The sequence below is a fragment of the Streptomyces sp. NPDC046862 genome, assembly GCF_040704615.1.
Classification (GTDB): Bacteria; Actinomycetota; Actinomycetes; order Streptomycetales; family Streptomycetaceae; genus Streptomyces.
In genome coordinates this window covers 80,904-99,468 of record NZ_JBEYXP010000035.1, presented here as the reverse complement: position 1 = coordinate 99,468, position 18,565 = coordinate 80,904, and the positions used below count along the sequence as shown (strand labels likewise).

Sequence of the window (18,565 nt, the reverse complement as noted above, 5' to 3'; positions counted from 1 at the left end):
GCCGCCCGGCGCCCCACGCACGGCCCGTGTGGGCCGCCGGGCCCCTGCCCGCCTCTCACCTTCCAGGAAGGACGCCTTCCGGTGGCCATCTCCACCTCGACACCCTCAGACGGTGCGCCCGGCACCGTCCCGCCGGCCGGGACCGGCGGGGACCGGCGGCGGCGCAGTACGCTGCTGCACCGCCTCGACGTCCGGGGCGCCCCGTACGCCTTCGTCGCCCCGTTCTTCGTCGTCTTCGCCGCCTTCAGCTTCTACCCGCTCATCTACACCTCGTGGATCTCCCTGCACCGCGTCGAACTGTCGACCCTGAACCTCATGGAGTGGGTCGGCTTCGACAACTACACGGCCCTGTGGGACGACGAACGCTTCTGGAACGCGCTGCTCAACACCATCACCATCGGCGTCCTGTCGACCGTGCCGCAGCTGCTGATGGCGCTCGGGCTGGCTCATCTGCTCAACTACCGGCTGCGCGGCTCGACGTTCTTCCGCGTCGCCGCCCTGACGCCGTACGCCACGTCGGTGGGTGCCGCGGCCCTCGTGTTCACGATGCTCTTCGAGCGCGATTTCGGCGTGATCAACTGGATGTTGAGCCTGGCCGGTGTCGACAACATCGACTGGGAGAACAACAAGTGGGCCGCACAGGCGGCCATTTCCACGATCGTCATCTGGCGCTGGACCGGCTACAACGCCCTGCTCTACCTCGCCGCGATGCAGGCGATTCCGCGTGACCGCTACGAAGCCGCGGCCATCGACGGCGCCTCGCGGTGGCAGCAGTTCCTGAAGGTCACCGTCCCCGGCATCCGTTCCACCATCGTGTTCACCATCGTCCTGTCCACGATCGGCGCCACACAGCTCTTCGGTGAGCCCCTGATCTTCGGCCAGGGCCCGAACGGCATCACCGGGGGAGCCGACAACCAGTACCAGACGCTGGGACTGCTGCTGTACGAGGAGGGCTGGAAGAACTACCAGATGGGCCGGGCCGCCACCGTCGCCTGGGCGATGTTCCTGCTGCTCATTGTCGTGTTCGTCGTCCAACGAGTCGTCAAGCGCGTCGCGGCGCGCAAGGCCTGACCGGGAGATATCCATGAGCACAGACAGCATCCCGGTCCGGACGGCGGACGCACGCCCCAAGACCGCAGGGAAAGCACCGAAGAGCACCGCGCCCGGTGGAAGGAACCGACGACTGTTCCGCCACCCGGGTGCGGGGCGTCAGCACCACGCGGGTCCCGTCGCCTACATCCTGTTGGGGATCGCGGCGCTGTTCTCACTCTTCCCGCTGTACTGGACGATGGTGGCGGCGTCGACCGACAACACCCGCGTCACCCAGACACCGCCGCCGTTCCTGCCGGGACCCCACCTCCTGGAGAACCTCGGCAATGCCTGGCAGGACGCCGCCCTGGGCAAGGCCATGCTCAACAGCCTGATCGTGGCAGGCGTGATCGCCCTGTCCACGGTGCTGTTCGCCACCCTCGCCGGCTTCGCGTTCGCCAAACTCCGCTTCAAGGGCCGCAACATCCTGCTGATGCTCGTCATCGGCACGATGATGGTGCCGCCCCAACTCGGCGTCGTACCGCTGTTCATGATGATGACCGAGCTGGGCTGGGGCCAGAAGCTGCCCGCCGTCATCTTCCCCACGCTTGTCAGCGCCGTCGGCGTGTTCTTCATGCGGCAGTACCTGACCGAGGCGCTCCCCGACGAACTCGTCGAGGCCGGGCGGGTGGACGGTGCGCACTCCCTGCGCATCTTCTGGAGCATCGTGCTGCCGATCGCCCGGCCTCCCATGGCCGTACTGTTCATGATCACGTTCGTGCACGCCTGGAACGACTTCTTCTGGCCGTTCATCGTGCTCGACATGACCAACCCAACGGTCCCCGTGGCGCTCACCCAGCTGAGCGCGGGATACGTGCGCGACCAGTCACTGATCATGGCCGGCGCCCTGCTCGGCACACTGCCCCTGCTCGTCATGTTCATCGTCTTCGGCCGTCAGATCGTCGGCGGGATCATGCAGGGAGCGGTCAAGGGATGAGCGCCGCGCCCACCCCCGTTGCCGCGCCCCGTCGACGCCCGCCACCACACTTCGCCGCTCCCGCCCCGCAGCACATCCGGCCCGCAGTACATCTGGAAGGACCCACGTGACCACCGCAACCCGACGTGTCGCGCCCGCCCCGGAGAAGACCACCGGCATCAGGTTCCCGCAGGGATTCACCTGGGGCACGGCGACCGCCGCGTACCAGATCGAGGGTGCCGCCTCCGTGGACGGACGCACCCCCTCGATCTGGGACACCTACTCGCACACGCCCGGCAGGGTGCGCAACGGCGACACCGGTGACGTCGCCACCGACCACTACCACCGCTGGCGCGAGGACGTCGCGATCATGGCCGACCTCGGCGTGAACGCCTACCGGTTCTCCCTGTCGTGGCCGCGTGTGCAGCCGACCGGACGGGGCCCGGCCGTCGAGAAAGGACTCGATTTCTACCGTGCCCTGACCGACGCGCTGCTGGAGAAGGGCATCGAGCCGGTCGTCACGCTCTACCACTGGGACCTGCCGCAGGAGCTGGAGGACGCGGGCGGGTGGCCGGAGCGCGCCACCGCCGACCGGTTCGCCGACTACGCGGCCCTGGCGGCCCGTGCGCTGGGGGACCGGGTGAGGACCTGGACCACCCTCAACGAGCCCTGGTGCAGCGCCTTCCTCGGATACGGCTCCGGTGTCCACGCGCCCGGGCGCACCGACCCGGTCGCGGCCCTGCGCGCGGCGCACCACCTCAACCTCGCCCACGGCAAGGCCGTTCAGGCGCTGCGCGCGGAACTGCCCTCCCGCGCGGGGACGTCCATCACGCTCAACATCCACCACGTCCGTGCGCTGACCGAGGCCGCCGAGGACCTCGACGCGGCCCGAAGGATCGACGCGCTCGCCAACCGGGTCTTCACCGGTCCCCTGCTGGAGGGCGAGTACCCGCAGGATCTCCTCCAGGACACGGCCGGCCTGACCGACTGGTCCTTCGTACGGGACGGCGACACGGCCACGATCCACCAGCCGCTGGACTTCCTGGGCGTCAACTACTACACACCCTCACTCGTTTCCGCCGCCACCGGCGAGGGCGCCCACGGCTCCGACGGCCACGGGAAGAGCGAGCACAGTCCCTGGCCGGGCGCCGACCAGGTCGCCTTCCACCGTCCTCCGGGCAGTACCACGGCGATGGGCTGGGCGGTCGACCCGAGCGGTCTGTACGACCTGCTGATGCGACTCAAGGCGGACTTCCCCGCGATGCCACTGATGATCACCGAGAACGGGGCCGCGTTCGACGACTACGTCAACCCGGAGGGCGAGGTGGCCGACCCTGATCGCATCGCCTACCTGCACGGCCATTTGTCGGCCGTGCAGCGGGCGATCGTGGCAGGCGTCGACGTACGGGGCTACTTCCTGTGGTCTCTGCTGGACAACTTCGAGTGGGGATACGGCTACAGCAAGCGCTTCGGCGCCGTCTACGTCGACTACCCGACCGGCAAGCGCATCCCCAAGGCCAGCGCGCGGTGGTACGCCGACGTGGCCCGCACCGGCACGTTGCCGGACAGGGGCGGCGAGAACCGCTGAGCTCGTGGGGGACGTCCCAGCCCAGCCGTGGTCACGGCGGAGTGCGGGGATGCCGTACAGAACCGCTGCCACCAGAGCGTGGGCGCCGACGTCCCCGGCGAGGCTCCATGGGAGCCCGCCGTTCCGGCCGTCGGCGCCGCGGCCCAAGCGGCAATGCCGTTGCGTCATGGGTTTGCCGGCCGGGGTCGCGCTGCGTACAGCCGCCCGTGAGTTCTCGGGACCGGGAGGCAACGCGGAGCCCGGGTGGACCACCCCCGGATCGGTGGGCAAGGTCCGCCCGACGTCCGGTCAGCTGGGCGGCGTAAAGCGCCCGTCGATCGCCGTCCAGCCTCCGTCCACGAAGAGCTGGCTCCCCGTGACGAAGGACGACGCGTCGGAGGCGAGGTACACGACGGCCCCGGCCAGTTCGTCGGCCCGGGACCAGCGGCCCAGGGCGCTCTTGGTCGCGTAGGCCTCCGACCATTCCGGCACCGCCCTGATCTGCGCGGTCAGCGGTGTGTCCACGACGCCCGGGGCGACGGCGTTCACCCGCACGCCCGACGGGCCCAGCTCGGCCGCCGCGGTCCGCAGCAACTGGACGAGACCGGCCTTCGTTGCCGCGTACACCCCCTGTCCCGGCTCGACGGCCACGGCGCGGATCGAGCTGAAGCCGATGATGCTTCCCCTGCCACGTTCGGCCATGCCACGGCCGAACGCCCGCACCAGGTCGAAGGACGCACGCAGATTGAGTGCCACGACGCGGTCGAACTCCTCCGCCGTGTAGTCGAGCAGGCTCTTGCGCACGTTCGTGGCGGCGGTGAAGACGAGTACGTCGACGGGTCCGAGCTCCTCGGCCGCACGTGCGACCGCCTCGCCGTCGAGCACGTCGAGGGCGTACGCCGAAAGGCCCGGCCCCATCGACGCCGACTCCTCGGCCGCCGTCAGGTCACGGTCGGCGCACACCACCGTGGCGCCGTGCGCGGCGAGGGCCAGGGCGCTCTCACGGCCGATTCCGCTGCCCGCGCCCACCACGACAGCCCTGCGGCCGTCGAGCCTGAACAGGCGGGAGTACGCGTCCACCGCATCGCTGCGGTCCTTTGCTTGCATGGTCCTCACGGCTTCGTTGTCGTCGGGCGGATCACTGCCATACGGGTGACGGTGAGCTCTTCGATGGCGAACCTCGGCCCCTCCCGTCCGGCCCCGGAGTCCTTCACGCCGCCGTACGGCATGACGTCGGAACGGAAGCCGGGAACCTCGTTGACGACCACTCCGCCCACCTCCAGGCGGTCGAGGGCGGCGAACGCCGTGTCAAGGGCGCTCGTGTAGACGCTCGCGTGCAGTCCGTAGCGCGAGTCGTTGACCACGTCGAAGGCCGTGTCCAGATCGGGGACGGACCGTACCGCGACCACGGGGCCGAAGACCTCCTCGTCCCAGACGGGGAGGGCGCGGTCCGCGTCGAGCAGCACCGCGGGTTCGATCACCCCGTCGGTGACCCCGCCTCCGGCCGCCAGCGACGCCCCCGCGGCCACCGCCTGTTCCAGCCACGCGCACACCCGCTCGGTCGACCGCTTGTCGATGAGTGCCGAGACTCTCGTCGCCGGATCGCGGGGATCGCCCACGACCACCTGGGCCACGCGCTCCGTCAGGCGGGCCACGAACTCCTCGCGCACGGCGTCCACCACGATGACGCGCTGCACGCTGATGCACGCCTGGCCCGACGCGTAGTACCCGCCGCGTACGACCGCGTCGGCGGCGGCGTCGAGGTCGGCGTCGGCGGCCACCACCAGGGCGGCGTTGGAGCCGAGTTCGAGCAGCACCTTGGTGGGGGCGGCGTCCCGGGCGATCCGGTGGCCCACGGCGGCGGAACCGGTGAAGGACACCGCCCCGATCCGGCGGTCGGTGGTCAGCGCGACGCCCACCTCGGGGCCCCCGGTCACCAGTTGCACCGCGGCCGCCGGGGCGCCGGCGCCGCGCAGGGCCTCGCGCAGGAGGTGCACCAGCCACAGGGTGGCCAGCGGCGTCTGGGGGGCGGGCTTGGCGATGACCGGGCAGCCGGCGGCCAGCGACGGCGCGATCTTGTGGGCGGCGAGCAGCAACGGGTAGTTGAAGCCCGCGATGCCCACCACCACACCGATCGGTTTGCGGGTCCAGAAGCCGAGCAGCCCCTCGCCCGAGGGCAGCAGGTCCAGCGGCACCGTCTCCCCGTGCAGCCGGGCCACTTCCTCGGCCGCCGTCAGCAGGGTCAGCAGGGTGCGGTCCACCTCGACACGGCAGTCGACCAGCGGCTTGCCGGTCTCCAGGACCAACAGGCGCTCGAAGTCCACGCGTCGGGAGGCGATCGCCTCGTGCGTCGCGAGGAGCGCCGCCCTGCGGGTGTGCGAGGGGAGCCGGCCGACTTGCTCGCGGACGGCGAGGGCCGCGTCCACGGCGTGGCGGGCGAGGGTGGTGTCCCCGACCGGCGCCCGCGCGACGAGCGTTCCGTCGTAGGGGAAACGGACGTCCTCGGCTGCGGGTGCCTCCACCCAGGTGTCGCCGATGGGAAGACCTTCGGGAAACTCCTTCCCCACGGGGCTGTCGCCGCCTGCGGGTTCGACATGGGTGGTCAAGGTCGGTACTCCCGGTTGAGGTCGGCCGCCGTTACTCCGGACAGTGCCTTGGCCAGAGTCGGAGCGGCGGCGATGAGCCTGCGTGTGTAGGGATGTTGTGGTTCCTCGTACACCTGCTCCGTGGACCCGGTCTCCACGATCTGTCCGTCGTGCATGACCGCGACGCGGTCGCACACGTGGCGGACCACGGACAGGTCGTGGGAGACGAAGACCAGCGTGAGGGACAACTCGTCGACGAGGTCGGCGATGAGGTTGAGGACTTGAGCCCGTACGGACACGTCCAGGGCGCTCACCGGCTCGTCGGCCACGATGATCTTCGGGCGGGGGGCGAGAGCACGTGCGATCGAGATGCGCTGCCGCTGGCCGCCGGAGAACTGGTGCGGATACCTCTGCGCCGCCTCGGCGGGCAGGCCGACGGACTCCAGCAGCTCGGCGACCCGCTCCTTGCGGTTCGGGTGCCCCTGCGCGACGAGCGGCTCGGCCACGATGTCGCCGACACGCATGCGCGGGTCCAGGGAACTCATCGGGTCCTGGAACACGAGTTGGAGTCGCTCGCGGACGAACCGGAGCCGTCTCTCCTTCAGCCCGGTGATGTCCCGCCCGTCGATCGCGATACTGCCGCTGGTGGGGCGGTCGAGCCCGGCCAGGATCCGCAGGAGGGTGGACTTGCCGCACCCCGACTCCCCCACGATGCCGAACCGTTGGCCCTGGGGGACGGTGATGCTGACGCCGCGCAGGGCGTGCACCGGCGGGCTGGGGTGGCGCAGTGAGGTACGAGGTCGGCGGTAGTCGCGTGTGACGTCGCGGACGCTGACGGCGTCCACGGGGCCGGTCTGCGAACCGGGGTCGAGGGTGGCGCTGGTCTGCTGCTCAGCCACGGGCGGACTCCTTGTCCATGGGTGCGCCGGTCCCGTGTGCGCCGGTCTCTTGTGCGCCGCTCTCGGGCACCGGGTGGAAGCAGGCGTAGCCGGAGTCGGGCCCGGTCGGGACCCATTCCGGCCTGGTGGCGCACACGTCGGTCGCCTCGGCGCACCTGTTTCTGAAGACGCACCCGGCGGGGAACCGGCCCGCCGGCGGAACCGACCCACCGATCGTGGCCAGCCGGCCCCGTTCGTCGACCACGGTCAGGTCCGAGGCGCCGATCAGGCCCTGGGTGTAGCGGTGCCGCGGGCGCGTGAACACCTCCTGGACCGGGCCGGACTCGACCACCCGCCCGCCGTACATGACCATGACCCGCTCGCAGACGGTGGCCACCACGGCCAGGTCGTGGGTGATGAAGAGCATGGCCGACCGGCGGTCCCTCACTCCCCGCACGATCAGGTCGAGCACCCGTGCCTGCACCGTGACGTCGAGCGCGGTGGTGGGTTCGTCGCAGACCAGGAGCGCCGGGTCGTTCGCGAGGGCGATGGCCAGCACCACCCGCTGCCGCTGGCCTCCGGACAACTGATGCGGGTAGGCGCGCGCCGCGGCCGCGGGATCGGGCAGCCCCACCTGGGCGAGCAGTTCGACGGCGGCGGTGGCGGCGGACGCGCGGTCGGGTCTGGTCCGGTGGACCAGCAGGACCTCGGCGATCTGCGGCCCGACCCTCATCGTGGGGTTCAGGGCGGTCATGGGCTCCTGGAAGACCATGGCGATCTCCTTGCCCAGCACCCGGGACATCCGCGCCTCGTCGGCACCCACCAGGTCGTGGTCGACTCCGGCGAGCCGCACCGATCCCGTGGTCCGGAGCCCCTCGGGGAGCAGACCCATGATGCTCAGCGCGGTCAGCGACTTGCCCGACCCCGACTCACCGATGAGGCCGACCCGTTCGCCTGCCCGGATGGTGAAGTCGACGTCTTCGACGAGCCGTTGGCCACCCACCGCGACGTCGAGGTTCCGCACGGCCAGCACGTCGCCGGGCGAGCCTGTGGCGCCGGGTGAGCCCGGCCCGGGGGCCGCTGCCATGTCAGGTGCCCGGGTCATCGGTGGTCCTCCAACTTGGGGTCGAAACGGTCGCGCAGGCCGTCACCGAGCAGGTTGAAACCGAGCACCACCACCGCGATCGCCATGCCGGGGAACACCGCGAGCCGGGGGGCGATGGACAGCATCTCCTGGCTCTCCTGCAGCATCCGGCCCCAGGACGGTGTGGGGGGCGGGGTTCCGAAGCCCAGGAAGGACAGCGCGGCTTCGGCGAGTACGGCGATCGCGAAACCGACCGACGCCTGCACGATGACGAGACTGCTGACGTTGGGCAGGACGTGCCGAAGCGCGATCGAGAACCGCCCGCGGCCCGCCGCGCGCGCGGCGAGGACGTACTCGGTCCCCATGACCTGCAGCGTGCCGCCGCGGATCAGCCGGGCGAAATGGGGGATGGACGCGATACCGATGGCGACCATCGCGACCAGCGTGCCGGCGCCGTACACGGCGGAGAACATGATGGTCAACAGGAGCGCCGGGAAGGCGAGCACGAGGTCGTTGCCGCGCATCAACAGCTCCCCCAGCCCGCTGGGCGCCATTCCGGCGACGATGCCGAGGGGCACCCCGATCAGGGCGGCGACCCCCACCGCCACGAAGCCGACGAACAGCGTGGTGCGCGAGCCCATCAGGATCTGGCTGAACACGTCGCGGCCGAACTTGTCCGTGCCGAACCAGTACTCCGGCGACGGCTTCTGCAGCCGCACCGAGGCGTCCACCAGGGTCGGGTCGTGCGGGGTCCACACGAAGGACAGCAGGGCCATGCCGAACACGACCGTGACGATGAGACCGCCCACCAGGAGGCTTCCCGGCACCGGGCGGCGCCGACGACGGCCCTCGGACACCGCCGACGCGACAGCGGCTTCCGTGTCCGGCGCATTGTCCAGAGCACTCATGACGCACCCACCCTCAGCCGCGGGTCGATCAGCAGATAGACGATGTCCACCAGGAAGTTCACGAGCAGCACCGCCATGGCGATGATCATGACCACGTCCTGTACCACGACGAGGTCCCGGTTGGAGACGCTGTCCAGCAGCAGGCTCCCGAGCCCGGGAATGACGAAGACCCGTTCGATGACGACGGAGCCCACCAGCAGCGTGGCGAGCTGCAAGGCCAGGACGGTGACCACGGGCACCGCCGCGTTCCGCAGGCCGTGCCGCAGCAGCGCCCGCGTCGGGCGGAGGCCCTTGGCGCGGGCGGTGCGCAGGTAGTCCTCCCTCAGGACGTCGAGCACGGCGCTGCGCACATAGCGGGTGAGCACGGCCCCTTGTACCAGTCCGAGGGACAGTGCGGGCAGCACCAACTGCTTGAGGAACAGGACCGGGTCCTCCACCGGAGGTGTCCAGCCGTTGGCCGGCAGCCATCCGAACTGCACCGCGAACACGGTGATCATGAGGATGCCCGCGAGGAAGGCCGGGACCGCCACGCCGACTTGGGACAGGGCCGAGAGGACGAGCCCGGACGGCTTGCGGTGCCGCACGGCCATGAGGATGCCGAGAGGGATCGCCAGGATGCAGGCGACCACCATCCCGGTGCCGACGAGCCACAGGGTGACCTGGAGACGGTCGGTGATCTGCGGGCCGATCGGCGTGTGGGAGATGTAGGAGTTCCCGGGATCGAAGGTCAGCAGTCCGTGGACCCAGCCGAGATACTGGTCCACGAGCGGCCGGTCGAGCCCGAACTCCCCGCGCAGTTGTGCCACCGCGGTGTCCGACGCGCTCGTCCCGAGGACGACGCGGGCCGGGTCCCCCGGCAGCACCGCCATGAAGGCGAACACCAGCACGGAACTCACGACGAGGCTCACCAGGAGGGTCGCGATCCGCTGTACCAGACGGACGATCATGGGTTGACGCCGCCTTTCATGACCGGCCCAGGCCGGTGAGATCCAGTGACTCGGAGACGTTGTTCACGGGCAGGCCGGTGATGTCCTCGTCCGCCACCATCAGGTTCGGCAGCAGGAACAGCCAGTCGGCCGCGGCGTCCTTGGACAGCAGCCGGGCAGCCGCTCGCAGGGAGGTCACCTGCTCCTCCTGGGTGCCCTGGTCCGCCTTCTGCAGCAACGCGCGGAACTCGGGGCTGTCGTAGCGGATGTAGGAGGTCTTGTTGCCGAACACCGCCTGCATGTCGCGGGGTTCCACATGGGCGATGATGGACATGTCGTAGTCGGCGTTCTTGAACACGGTGGTCAGCCAGGCGGCGGGGAACTCCAGCTGGTCGAGCCTGACCTTGAAACCGGCCTGTTCCAGCTGGCTCTTGACCACGGTGCCGCACGCGGTGGCATACGGCAGCGTCGGAAGCCGCAGGCGCAGCGTACGGCCGGCCTGGCCGGACTCCTTGAGGAGCTTCCTGGCCCTGTCGCGGTCGTACGGATACATGTTCGTGAGGTCCTGGTACCACGGGTCGGTCGGAGGGACCATGCTGCCGATGAGCTTGCCGCGGCCTCCCCAGCAGGTGTCCACCAGGGCCTTGTGGTCGATGGCGTAGCGAACTGCCTGGCGGGCCTTGGGATTGCGCAGCGGTCCCGAGCCGTTGTTCAGGGAGAGGACCACCTCGCCGTTGGTCGTGCCCTCGATGACCTTGTACTTCGGGTTGTTCTCGAACCGGTACAGGGCATCCGGGGTCTGCATCGTGCCGATCACGTCGATCGTGCCCGTGAGCAGCGCGTTGTTCATGGCCGTCGGATCCTTGAAGTACTTGAGGACCACCGACGCGAAGTGCGGTTCACGCCCCCAGTAGCCGTCGCGGCGGGCCAGCGTGATCGAGTCGCCGCGGTTGAACCTCTTCACCACGTACGGGCCGGTGCCCACCGGCTCGGTGGCCAGCTTGCTCACGCCGGTCCGGCTGAACATCGCGCCGACGCGGGTGGTCATCCGGTACAGCCAGTCGTTGCTCGGCCTTTTCAGGGTGACCTCGAGTTCGGTGGGCGACACGGCCCGCACCTTGTCGACGACGTCCATCTGGGACTTCTGCACCAGCGTCCAGTCGGACGTGACGCGTTCGATGGAGAACTTGGCGTCCGCGGCCGTGAACGGCGCGCCGTTGCTGAACCTGGCGCCCTTCACCAGCTGGAACGTGTACGTCCTGCGGTCCTTGGACAGGCTCCACGACCTGGCCAGGGAGGGCCGTATCCTCGCGGACTGGTCCAGCTTCACCAGGTTCTCGTAGACGTTGTAGAGCAGTGCCTGCGGGATGGCGGCACCCTCTGTCTTGGTGAAGTCGAGGTTGGCCGGCTCGGCGCTGAGGCCGATCGTCAGGGTGTTGCCGGAATTCCCGGCACTGCCCGTCGCCAGGGACCCGGCCGAACAGGCTGCCAGCAGCAGGCATGCGAGCGTGGCCGCGACCGCCCTGATGTGCCGCGTCAGCCGCCTTGTGTGTCTCATGTGTTCTGCCCCTGGCTCTCCATCGTGTGCAGGACGGCGGATGTCACGTCCGCGGTGGTCGCGTTGCCCCCGAGGTCGGCCGTGTGGTGCCGGGCATCGCGCAAGGCGCCCGCCACCGCGTCGCGGACACGGCGGGCCGCGCCGGCGTGTCCGAGGTCGTCGAGCAGCAGGGCACCCGAGAGCATGCACGCCACCGGATTCGCCACGCCCTTCCCGGCGATGTCGGGCGCGGAGCCGTGGACGGGTTCGTAGATTCCCGGCACGTCGGCGCCCGGAAGAACGTTGGCGCTGGGCGCCATGCCCATACCGCCGGCGAGCACCGCGGCGAGGTCGGACAGGATGTCGCCGAACAGATTGCTCGTGAGCAGGACGTCGAGGGAGCGCGGAGCCTGGATCATGCGGGCGGCCATGGCGTCGACCAGCACGGTTTCCAGCCGGACCTCCGGGTAGTGCTCGCCGACCTCGCGCACCACCCGGTCCCACAGTGGATAGCCGTATCGCATCGCGTTGGACTTGGTCACCAGGCACAGATGCCCCGACCGCCGGCCGGCCAGACCGAAGGCATGGTGCGCCGCCCGCTCGATGACGCGACGGGAGTGCACGGCGACCTCGATGCCGAGATCGTGTCCGCTGCCGGCGTGCGTCACCCCGCCGGCGCCCACGTACTCCCCCTCGGTGTTCTCGCGCACGATCACCAGGTCCACGCCGTCGGTGTCGCGCACCTTGGTGGGAACTCCGGGGAACGCGCGCACCGGGCGGAGGTTGACGGCGAGGTCGAGTCGCTGCCGCAGGCCGATGATCAGGCCCCAGACCAGTTCGTGCTCCGGTACATCGGGGCGCCCGACGGCACCGAACAACACCGCGTCCGACTTCTTGACGAGGTCGGCCGCGTCGGCCGGCATCGCCGCGCCCTGCTGGAGGAACCGCCGGCCTCCCCAGTCGAACGAGGTCAGGTCGAGCCGGTGGCCCTCGGCCTCCAGCGCGGTCCGTAACACGGGCACGGTCGCTCCGACGACCTCAGGGCCGATGCCGTCGCCCGGTATGACAGCGAGCCTGACGACCTTGCTGTCCCGCGTCATGGAGTCACCTTCCGTTGTGACTGGCCTGACCAGTAAACTCGCTTGCCAGGTACCGTGACGACTCAGCTTGTACTTGTCAAGGGCGCGAATGCCCCCAGGGAACGCGAGCGAAGGAGAGTGCGGGTGCTCACGGAACAGGGGCTGGCAGCGATGCCGGCCGTCGAGATGGTGGCCGAATTCGCTGATCGCACGTTGTCGCCGGTCCAGGTCCACGACGCCGTCCAGTCGGTGATCGAGGCACGCGAGAGCGTGCTCAACGCGTTCTGGGTGCGGGATCCGGACGAGTCCCGCAAGGCGGCTCTGGCCAGCGAGGCCCGATGGGCTGCGGGGGAACCGCTCGGGCCCATCGACGGCGTCCCCGTGACGCTGAAGGAGAACATCGCCCGCAGAGGCGTCCCCATGCCCTCGGGCAACGCGGGGGTCGAGCCGGTCGTCCCCGAGGCGGACGCGCCCATCACCGCGCGGGTCGCCGAATCCGGTGGGGTGATACTCGGGTCGACCGTGATGCCGGACTGGGGCATGCTCTCCTCGGGGGTCTCCAGTCGGCACGGCATCTCGCGCAGCCCCTGGAACGCCGCCTGGACCACGGGCGGTTCCAGCTCCGGTGCGGGGGCCGCGGCCGCCGGGGGATACGGTCCGCTCCACGTCGGCACCGACATCGGGGGATCGATCCGGCTGCCGGGCACCTGGCTGGGCCTCGCCACGCTCAAGCCCAGCTACGGGAGGATCCCGCTGGACACGCCGTACCTGGGGCGCGCCGCCGGCCCCATGACGCGCACCGTGGCGGACGCGGCCCTGTTCATGCGTGTCCTGAGCCGACCGGATCCCCGGGACTGGTCGAGCCTGCCGCCACAGGACATCGACTGGTCGGCGCCGGCCGCCGACGTACGCGGACTGCGCGTGGGGGTGCACCTGGACGCAGGCTGCGGGGAGGGTTGCGATGCCGAGATCCTCGCCGCGGTGAACCGTGCCGCCGCACTGTTCGAGGCGGCGGGAGCCGTCGTGGAGCCGGTCGAGCCGTTCCTGAGCCAGGATCTCCTGGACGACCTGGACCTGTTCTGGCGCGTGCGCTCCTGGAACGACTTCCGCGAACTGGCACCCGAGGCCCGGCTGCGCGTCCACCCTCACATCATCCAGTGGTGTCAGGGGGGCGCGGACGTGCCGGGCACGAAGGTCCTCCAGTGCTACCAGCAGATCATGCGCATCCAGGCGCAGACCGTGGCCGCGACGATCCCGTACGATCTGGTGCTCTCGCCGGTGGCTCCGGTGGCGGCGTTTCCCGCTGAACAGCCGATGCCGTTCGAAGGGGACGGGAAGACCATGTCCCACATCGGCTTCACCGCGCCGTACAACATGTCGGGGCAACCCGCGGCCACCGTCAACTGCGGCTTTACGGCCGACCGCCGGCCCATCGGGGTGCAGATCGCGGGCCGCCGCTTCGACGATCCCGGCGTCCTGAGGGCGGCGGCGTGGTACGAACGGAGCCGCCCCTCCGAGGCAGTTCCCCGCTGGCCGGACAACGTCGCCGGGACACCCACCGGGGAGAAGACGACATGGACCACGCTCGAAGGGAAGAAGCAGTGAGTGAGGGGGCACAGTTCCGGCAGGTCTCGCCGGTGCGGCTCTACCAGCGCATCGTCGAGCAGATCGAGCAGGCGATCGCGCGGGGCGACCTGAAGCCCGGTCAACGGCTGCCGAGCGAGCGGGAGCTGGTGATCCAGTTCGGGGCGAGCCGGCCCACCGTGCGGGAGGCCCTGCGCGTGCTGGAGAGCAACGGCCTCGTCCGCTCGCGCCCGGGTGACCGCAACGGCCCGGAGGTCCTGCCGTTCTCGCCGGCCGGCCTGACCAAGCAGATGACCCGGCTCGTCCAGTTCGACAACATGTCGATGGCCGAGTTGATCTCGTTCCGCATGATCCTCGACGGGTCGGCGAGCCTGCTGGCGGCTCGACTGCGGTCCGAGGAGCAGCTGTCCTCCATGGAACAGACGATCGCCGACATGTCGGAGGCGATCGAGGCAGGGTACGAGGAGTTCAGCAAGGCGGACGTCGCCTTCCACGAGGCGGTGGCCGTGGCCAGCCGCAACTCCCTCATCGAGGTCTGCAACCAGGTGGTCCGGGGCGCTGTCCTCTCGCTGATCTCGGACAAGGTCGCCCATGCGGGCAACAGCACGGCGCTCATGCGGGAGTCGCTCCGGCACCACCAGGAGGTGCTCGAGGCGATCCGGGCAGGGGACGGCCTGGCGGCAGCACGCATATCGCGGCGCAGTCTCTACGACTACTACGCGGGCTACGTCCCCGAGGACGAGCGGGTGCCGCTGCTCGCGCTCGTGGACGACGAAGAGTCCTGAACTCCCGCTGTGACACCCGCGCCGCCCGGTCTCAGCCGGGCGGCGCGGGCGCGCCCGCGCCGTTCGTCCCCCGGCAGCCCGTGGTGCGCTCTCAGGGCACGGGAGTTCCGCGTTGCCAGGAGTCGATCACGATCAGCGTCTTGGTCTGCAGCACGCCGACGCCCTTGCGCCGCAGACGATTGACCACTTTCTGCAGGTCATCAACATTGTCGACATGCAGCCGGACGAGTGCGTCCACGTCACCGGTGAGCGTCAGCACCTCGTCGACCTCCGGCAGGGTCGACGCGAACTCCACGATGTCGTGGATGTCCGTGTCACCCGTGAAGCGCAGCTCGGTGACCGCCTGAAGGCCCTGACCGAGCCTGGCCTGATCCGTCGTGATCGTGTAGCCGGTGATGACGCCCGACTCCTCGAGACGTGCGATGCGCCGACGGACCGGCGCCGGCGAGAGTTTCACCTGGCGGGCGATGTCGCGAACGGTGCGCCGCCCGTCGGCTCGCAACAACTCCAGGATCTGCAGATCGATCGCGTCGAGATGTACGGATGCCGACATGCCGCAAGTGTAAGCGGCGCTTCCCTCAACGCTCACTCCCGAACCGGACCGACTGCTCGGAAAGAGCGTGCTCCGCCTCGCCGTGCGCACTTTTGTTGTGGACGGATCAGGCCCTTGGAACCGTGTCCCTCATGTCAGCCGCGATACAAGCAGCAACACGACCTGCCCTCGTCGACGTTGTGACGTCGGGCGCGCACCGTGCCGGTGCCGTCCTGCGGCTCGATGTCGTCGCCGTGCCCCTGGCGGTCGCCCGGATCGCCGCCGTCCTGGCCCATCGCCGGTTCGACGTGCTCACCATGGATGTCGCCGCCCCCGTCGACGGGTCGCGGAGGATCACCATCCAGGTGGACACGGCGGACGAGGTCAGGCTGGAGCAGCTCGTCAAGTTCCTGAACCGTTCACTCGACGTCGTCAAGGTCGTCCGCCTCTAGGTGCCTCTAGGTGCCTCTAGGTGCCTCTAGGACGACAGACCGCACCAGGCGTGTGTCTCCTACCGGAACGCGCTCTCGCCGGAGGACATGTCCTGGGTGCCGATGACCGAGAGCAGTTCGAGCTGGGCGGCGGCTTCCGTGCCGGGTGGGGCGCTGAACCACAGCAGGCGCTGACGTCCGTCCTCGCTGAACAGGTTGTGGCAGTCGACTTCGACGACTCCCAGCGTGGGGTGGACGATGCGTTTGTGGTCGGTCCGTCGCAGGGCGACGTCATGCGTGTCCCAGAGGGCGGCGAACTCCTCACTGCGCCGCCGGAGATCGGCGACCATCCCGGCGACTTCGGTATCGCGGCCGCGCCGGGCGGCGACGGCCCGGAGGTCGGCGACGAAGGCCCGTGAGTGCTGCGGGTGGTCCTCTGCGGGATAGAGCGTGCGGGAGGCGGGGTCGGTGAACCAGCGGTGGACCAGGCTTCCCGCCCCACCGCGACGCGCGGGAGCTCGGCCGACCAGCGCGGCCGCGAGCGCGTTCTGGGCGAGGGTCTCGTGCAGGTCGGTGATGATCTGCGCGGGCGTCGTGGTGAGCCGGTCGAGCAGGCCGAGGAGGGCCGGCTGTGCGTGGGCGTTCGGGCCGTGGGCCGCCGAAGGGACGGGCCGGTCCGCGAGGTGGAACAGGTGGTCGCGTTCGTCGCCGCCGAGGCGCAGCGCCCGCGCCAGGGCGGCCAGCACCTGCGCCGAGGGCTGGACGCCGCCGCCGCGTTCCAGCTCGGTGTAGTAGTCCGCCGACAGACCGGCCAGCTGTGCGACTTCCTCGCGTCGCAGGCCGGGGACCCGGCGGCGCGGTCCGGTGGGCAGTCCGACGTCGGCGGGCCGCACGCGGTCGCGCCGGGACCTCAGGAACGCGGCGAGTTCGGGAAGGTTCACCTCCCCATCATCACGCGCGCCGCGGAGGCGGAGCCAGGGGATGACAACCCCAGGGTGGGAAGACCCCTGGCTGGCCGTCCCGCACGGGACGACTGTGGTGTGCACGGCGGGCCGAGCCGACGGCTTCGGATCCGCGGTCCCTCGCACACGTTCTACGCACCGGAGTTGCCCATGCCGTCCTCGAATCCCGTGGTGAGCGATGCCACATCCGACCCCGTCACCGACCGTCCGCGCGTCGCCGTCGTCACCGGCGGTTCCCGGGGCATCGGCCGCCGGACCGTGAACCGGCTGGCCGCCGACGGCTTCGCGGTCGTGGTCGGCTACGCCGGCAACCAGGACCTGGCCGAGGCCGCCGTCAAAGAGGTCACCGCTTCCGGCGGCCGGGCGGTCGCCGTGCGCGCCGACGTCGCCGACGAGCAGGCGGTGGCGGCGCTCTTCGCCACCGCCGCGTCGGAGTACGGCGGTGTGGACGTCGTCGTCCACGCCGCCGGCCGGGCCCACACCGCGCTCATCGCCGACCTGGACCTGACCGAACTGGACGCGCTGCACCGCACCAACATCCGCGGCACCTTCGTCGTCGCCCAGCAGGCCGCCCGCACGGTGCGCCGGGGTGGGGCGATCGTCACGTTCTCCACGTCCGTGGTGGGCCTGGCCTTCCCCGGTTACGGCGCCTACAGCGCGAGCAAGGGCGCGGTGGAGGCGGTGACGCTCATCCTGGCCCGCGAGCTGCGCGGCCGGGACGTGACCGTGAACGCCGTCGCTCCCGGTCCCACCGCCACCGATCTGTTCCTCGACGGCAAGGACGAGGAGACGGTGGCGCGGCTGGCCGCGCAGCCGCCGCTGGAGCGGCTCGGCACCCCGGCCGACATCGCCGAGGCCGTCGCGTTCCTCGTGTCCCCCGCCGGGCACTGGATCAACGGCCAGGTCGTCCGCGCCAACGGCGGCATCGTCTGACCGGCGGTCGCATGACTTGATCACCGCAGGCAGTCACCCCTGTAACACCCACACACACAGAGAGAGAACCGTCATGCCGTTCGCGAACTTCAAGGTCCCCGCCGACACCCTCACCGAGGAGCAGAAGGAACAGATCATCACCCGCACCACCGAGCTCTACGTCGACATCTACGGCGAACGCGCCCGCGCCAACACCCTCGTCCTGGTCGAGGAGGTCACCGACGGCGGCTGGGGAATCGGCGGCACCGTACTGACTCTCGCCAAACTCCGGCAGACACCGCAGAACTGACCTCGGCGCACCCGTGAGGAGTGGGAACCCCGGCGCGCCCCACGATGATCCACCATGTGCCCTCGAGCTGTGCTACGGTCACGGGGTTGCAGTTGTGGTACCCATGAACCTATGTGCGCCTGACGGGAATGCTTCTCCTTCAGGCGCATTATTTGTTGTCCGGGCTTCTCCGGATGGGGCCTCTGCTTACTGGTTGCCTACAGAAGGAGAACGTCATGGCACAGGGAACCGTGAAGTGGTTCAACTCCGAAAAGGGTTTCGGCTTCATTGAGCAGGACGGCGGCGGCCCCGACGTCTTCGCCCACTACTCGAACATCGCGACGCAGGGCTTCCGTGAGCTCCAGGAGGGCCAGCGGGTCTCCTTCGACGTGACGCAGGGCCAGAAGGGCCCGCAGGCGGAGAACATCGTCCCCGCCTGATCGCCGGACGCGTATCCACTCACCGGGGTCCGCACCGTCATGGTGCGGACCCCGGTTTGTG

The 18,565-nt window shown here is 70.0% G+C and carries 19 protein-coding genes; 9 read left to right on the top strand and 10 right to left on the bottom strand.

Translation table 11 applies throughout. The annotated features are described in order from the left end of the window. Positions 1-81: 81 nt before the first annotated feature. From AB0959_RS32875 to AB0959_RS32865, 3 genes are all read left to right on the top strand, one after another. Complete coding sequence (locus tag AB0959_RS32875; protein ID WP_366830342.1) at positions 82-1,071, top strand: sugar ABC transporter permease; 990 nt, start codon at positions 82-84, stop codon at positions 1,069-1,071. Between the two features lie 13 nt (positions 1,072-1,084). After that, positions 1,085-2,026, top strand: coding sequence for a carbohydrate ABC transporter permease (locus AB0959_RS32870; protein ID WP_366830341.1), 942 nt, complete (start codon positions 1,085-1,087; stop codon positions 2,024-2,026). Between the two features lie 106 nt (positions 2,027-2,132). Continuing rightward, positions 2,133-3,593 (top strand): GH1 family beta-glucosidase, encoded by a 1,461-nt coding sequence (locus AB0959_RS32865; protein ID WP_366830340.1) that lies wholly within the window; start codon positions 2,133-2,135, stop codon positions 3,591-3,593. A 288-nt stretch (positions 3,594-3,881) separates the two neighbouring features. On the opposite strand, the gene AB0959_RS32860 is transcribed toward AB0959_RS32865, so the two are convergent. The 8 genes from AB0959_RS32860 to AB0959_RS32825 are packed head-to-tail and all read right to left on the bottom strand — an operon-like array spanning position 3,882 to position 12,590. Then, the gene (locus tag AB0959_RS32860; RefSeq protein ID WP_366830339.1) at positions 3,882-4,679 is read right to left on the bottom strand and encodes an SDR family oxidoreductase; all 798 of its coding nucleotides are present in this window, start codon (positions 4,677-4,679) and stop codon (positions 3,882-3,884) included. A gap of 5 nt (positions 4,680-4,684) precedes the next feature. Then, positions 4,685-6,178 carry an aldehyde dehydrogenase family protein gene (locus AB0959_RS32855; protein ID WP_366830338.1) on the bottom strand — a complete coding sequence of 498 codons (1,494 nt, stop codon included), beginning with the start codon at positions 6,176-6,178 and terminating at the stop codon, positions 4,685-4,687. Then, positions 6,175-7,056 carry an ATP-binding cassette domain-containing protein gene (locus tag AB0959_RS32850; protein ID WP_366830337.1) on the bottom strand — a complete coding sequence of 294 codons (882 nt, stop codon included), beginning with the start codon at positions 7,054-7,056 and terminating at the stop codon, positions 6,175-6,177. Before AB0959_RS32850 ends, AB0959_RS32855 begins: the two co-directional genes overlap by 4 nt. Continuing rightward, positions 7,049-8,140: an ABC transporter ATP-binding protein gene (locus AB0959_RS32845; RefSeq protein WP_366830336.1), complete on the bottom strand. Its 1,092-nt coding sequence runs from the start codon at positions 8,138-8,140 to the stop codon at positions 7,049-7,051. The genes AB0959_RS32850 and AB0959_RS32845 overlap by 8 nt, the downstream gene beginning before the upstream one ends. Next, the gene (locus AB0959_RS32840; RefSeq protein WP_366830335.1) at positions 8,137-9,027 is read right to left on the bottom strand and encodes an ABC transporter permease; all 891 of its coding nucleotides are present in this window, start codon (positions 9,025-9,027) and stop codon (positions 8,137-8,139) included. The genes AB0959_RS32845 and AB0959_RS32840 overlap by 4 nt, the downstream gene beginning before the upstream one ends. After that, a complete protein-coding gene (locus AB0959_RS32835; RefSeq protein WP_366830334.1) occupies positions 9,024-9,974 on the bottom strand; it encodes an ABC transporter permease in 951 nt (316 codons plus the stop codon). The genes AB0959_RS32840 and AB0959_RS32835 overlap by 4 nt, the downstream gene beginning before the upstream one ends. A gap of 16 nt (positions 9,975-9,990) precedes the next feature. Then, on the bottom strand, positions 9,991-11,511 hold the full coding sequence (locus AB0959_RS32830) for an ABC transporter substrate-binding protein (protein WP_366830333.1): 1,521 nt from the start codon (positions 11,509-11,511) through the stop codon (positions 9,991-9,993). Continuing rightward, positions 11,508-12,590, bottom strand: coding sequence for an isocitrate/isopropylmalate dehydrogenase family protein (locus AB0959_RS32825; protein ID WP_366830332.1), 1,083 nt, complete (start codon positions 12,588-12,590; stop codon positions 11,508-11,510). Before AB0959_RS32825 ends, AB0959_RS32830 begins: the two co-directional genes overlap by 4 nt. Before the next feature lie 123 nt (positions 12,591-12,713). On the opposite strand from AB0959_RS32825, the gene AB0959_RS32820 reads away from it, so the two are divergent. After that, positions 12,714-14,174: an amidase gene (locus tag AB0959_RS32820; protein WP_366830331.1), complete on the top strand. Its 1,461-nt coding sequence runs from the start codon at positions 12,714-12,716 to the stop codon at positions 14,172-14,174. Further along, on the top strand, positions 14,171-14,938 hold the full coding sequence (locus tag AB0959_RS32815) for a FadR/GntR family transcriptional regulator (protein ID WP_366830330.1): 768 nt from the start codon (positions 14,171-14,173) through the stop codon (positions 14,936-14,938). Before AB0959_RS32820 ends, AB0959_RS32815 begins: the two co-directional genes overlap by 4 nt. 91 nt (positions 14,939-15,029) lie before the next feature. Here AB0959_RS32815 and AB0959_RS32810 read toward each other — a convergent pair whose 3' ends face one another. Beyond that, the gene (locus tag AB0959_RS32810; protein WP_366830329.1) at positions 15,030-15,491 is read right to left on the bottom strand and encodes an Lrp/AsnC family transcriptional regulator; all 462 of its coding nucleotides are present in this window, start codon (positions 15,489-15,491) and stop codon (positions 15,030-15,032) included. Positions 15,492-15,622: 131 nt separating this feature from the next. On the opposite strand from AB0959_RS32810, the gene AB0959_RS32805 reads away from it, so the two are divergent. Continuing rightward, positions 15,623-15,922 (top strand): acetolactate synthase small subunit, encoded by a 300-nt coding sequence (locus tag AB0959_RS32805; RefSeq protein WP_366830328.1) that lies wholly within the window; start codon positions 15,623-15,625, stop codon positions 15,920-15,922. A 59-nt stretch (positions 15,923-15,981) separates the two neighbouring features. Here AB0959_RS32805 and AB0959_RS32800 read toward each other — a convergent pair whose 3' ends face one another. Further along, positions 15,982-16,842, bottom strand: coding sequence for a helix-turn-helix transcriptional regulator (locus AB0959_RS32800; protein WP_366830327.1), 861 nt, complete (start codon positions 16,840-16,842; stop codon positions 15,982-15,984). A gap of 171 nt (positions 16,843-17,013) precedes the next feature. Here AB0959_RS32800 and AB0959_RS32795 point away from each other — a divergent pair, with 171 nt between their 5' ends. From AB0959_RS32795 to AB0959_RS32785, 3 genes are all read left to right on the top strand, one after another. Next, on the top strand, positions 17,014-17,796 hold the full coding sequence (locus tag AB0959_RS32795; protein ID WP_366830326.1) for an SDR family oxidoreductase: 783 nt from the start codon (positions 17,014-17,016) through the stop codon (positions 17,794-17,796). A gap of 73 nt (positions 17,797-17,869) precedes the next feature. Then, positions 17,870-18,085 carry a tautomerase family protein gene (locus AB0959_RS32790; RefSeq protein WP_366830325.1) on the top strand — a complete coding sequence of 72 codons (216 nt, stop codon included), beginning with the start codon at positions 17,870-17,872 and terminating at the stop codon, positions 18,083-18,085. A 215-nt stretch (positions 18,086-18,300) separates the two neighbouring features. Next, on the top strand, positions 18,301-18,504 hold the full coding sequence (locus AB0959_RS32785; RefSeq protein ID WP_007502648.1) for a cold-shock protein: 204 nt from the start codon (positions 18,301-18,303) through the stop codon (positions 18,502-18,504). Positions 18,505-18,565 lie beyond the last annotated feature (61 nt).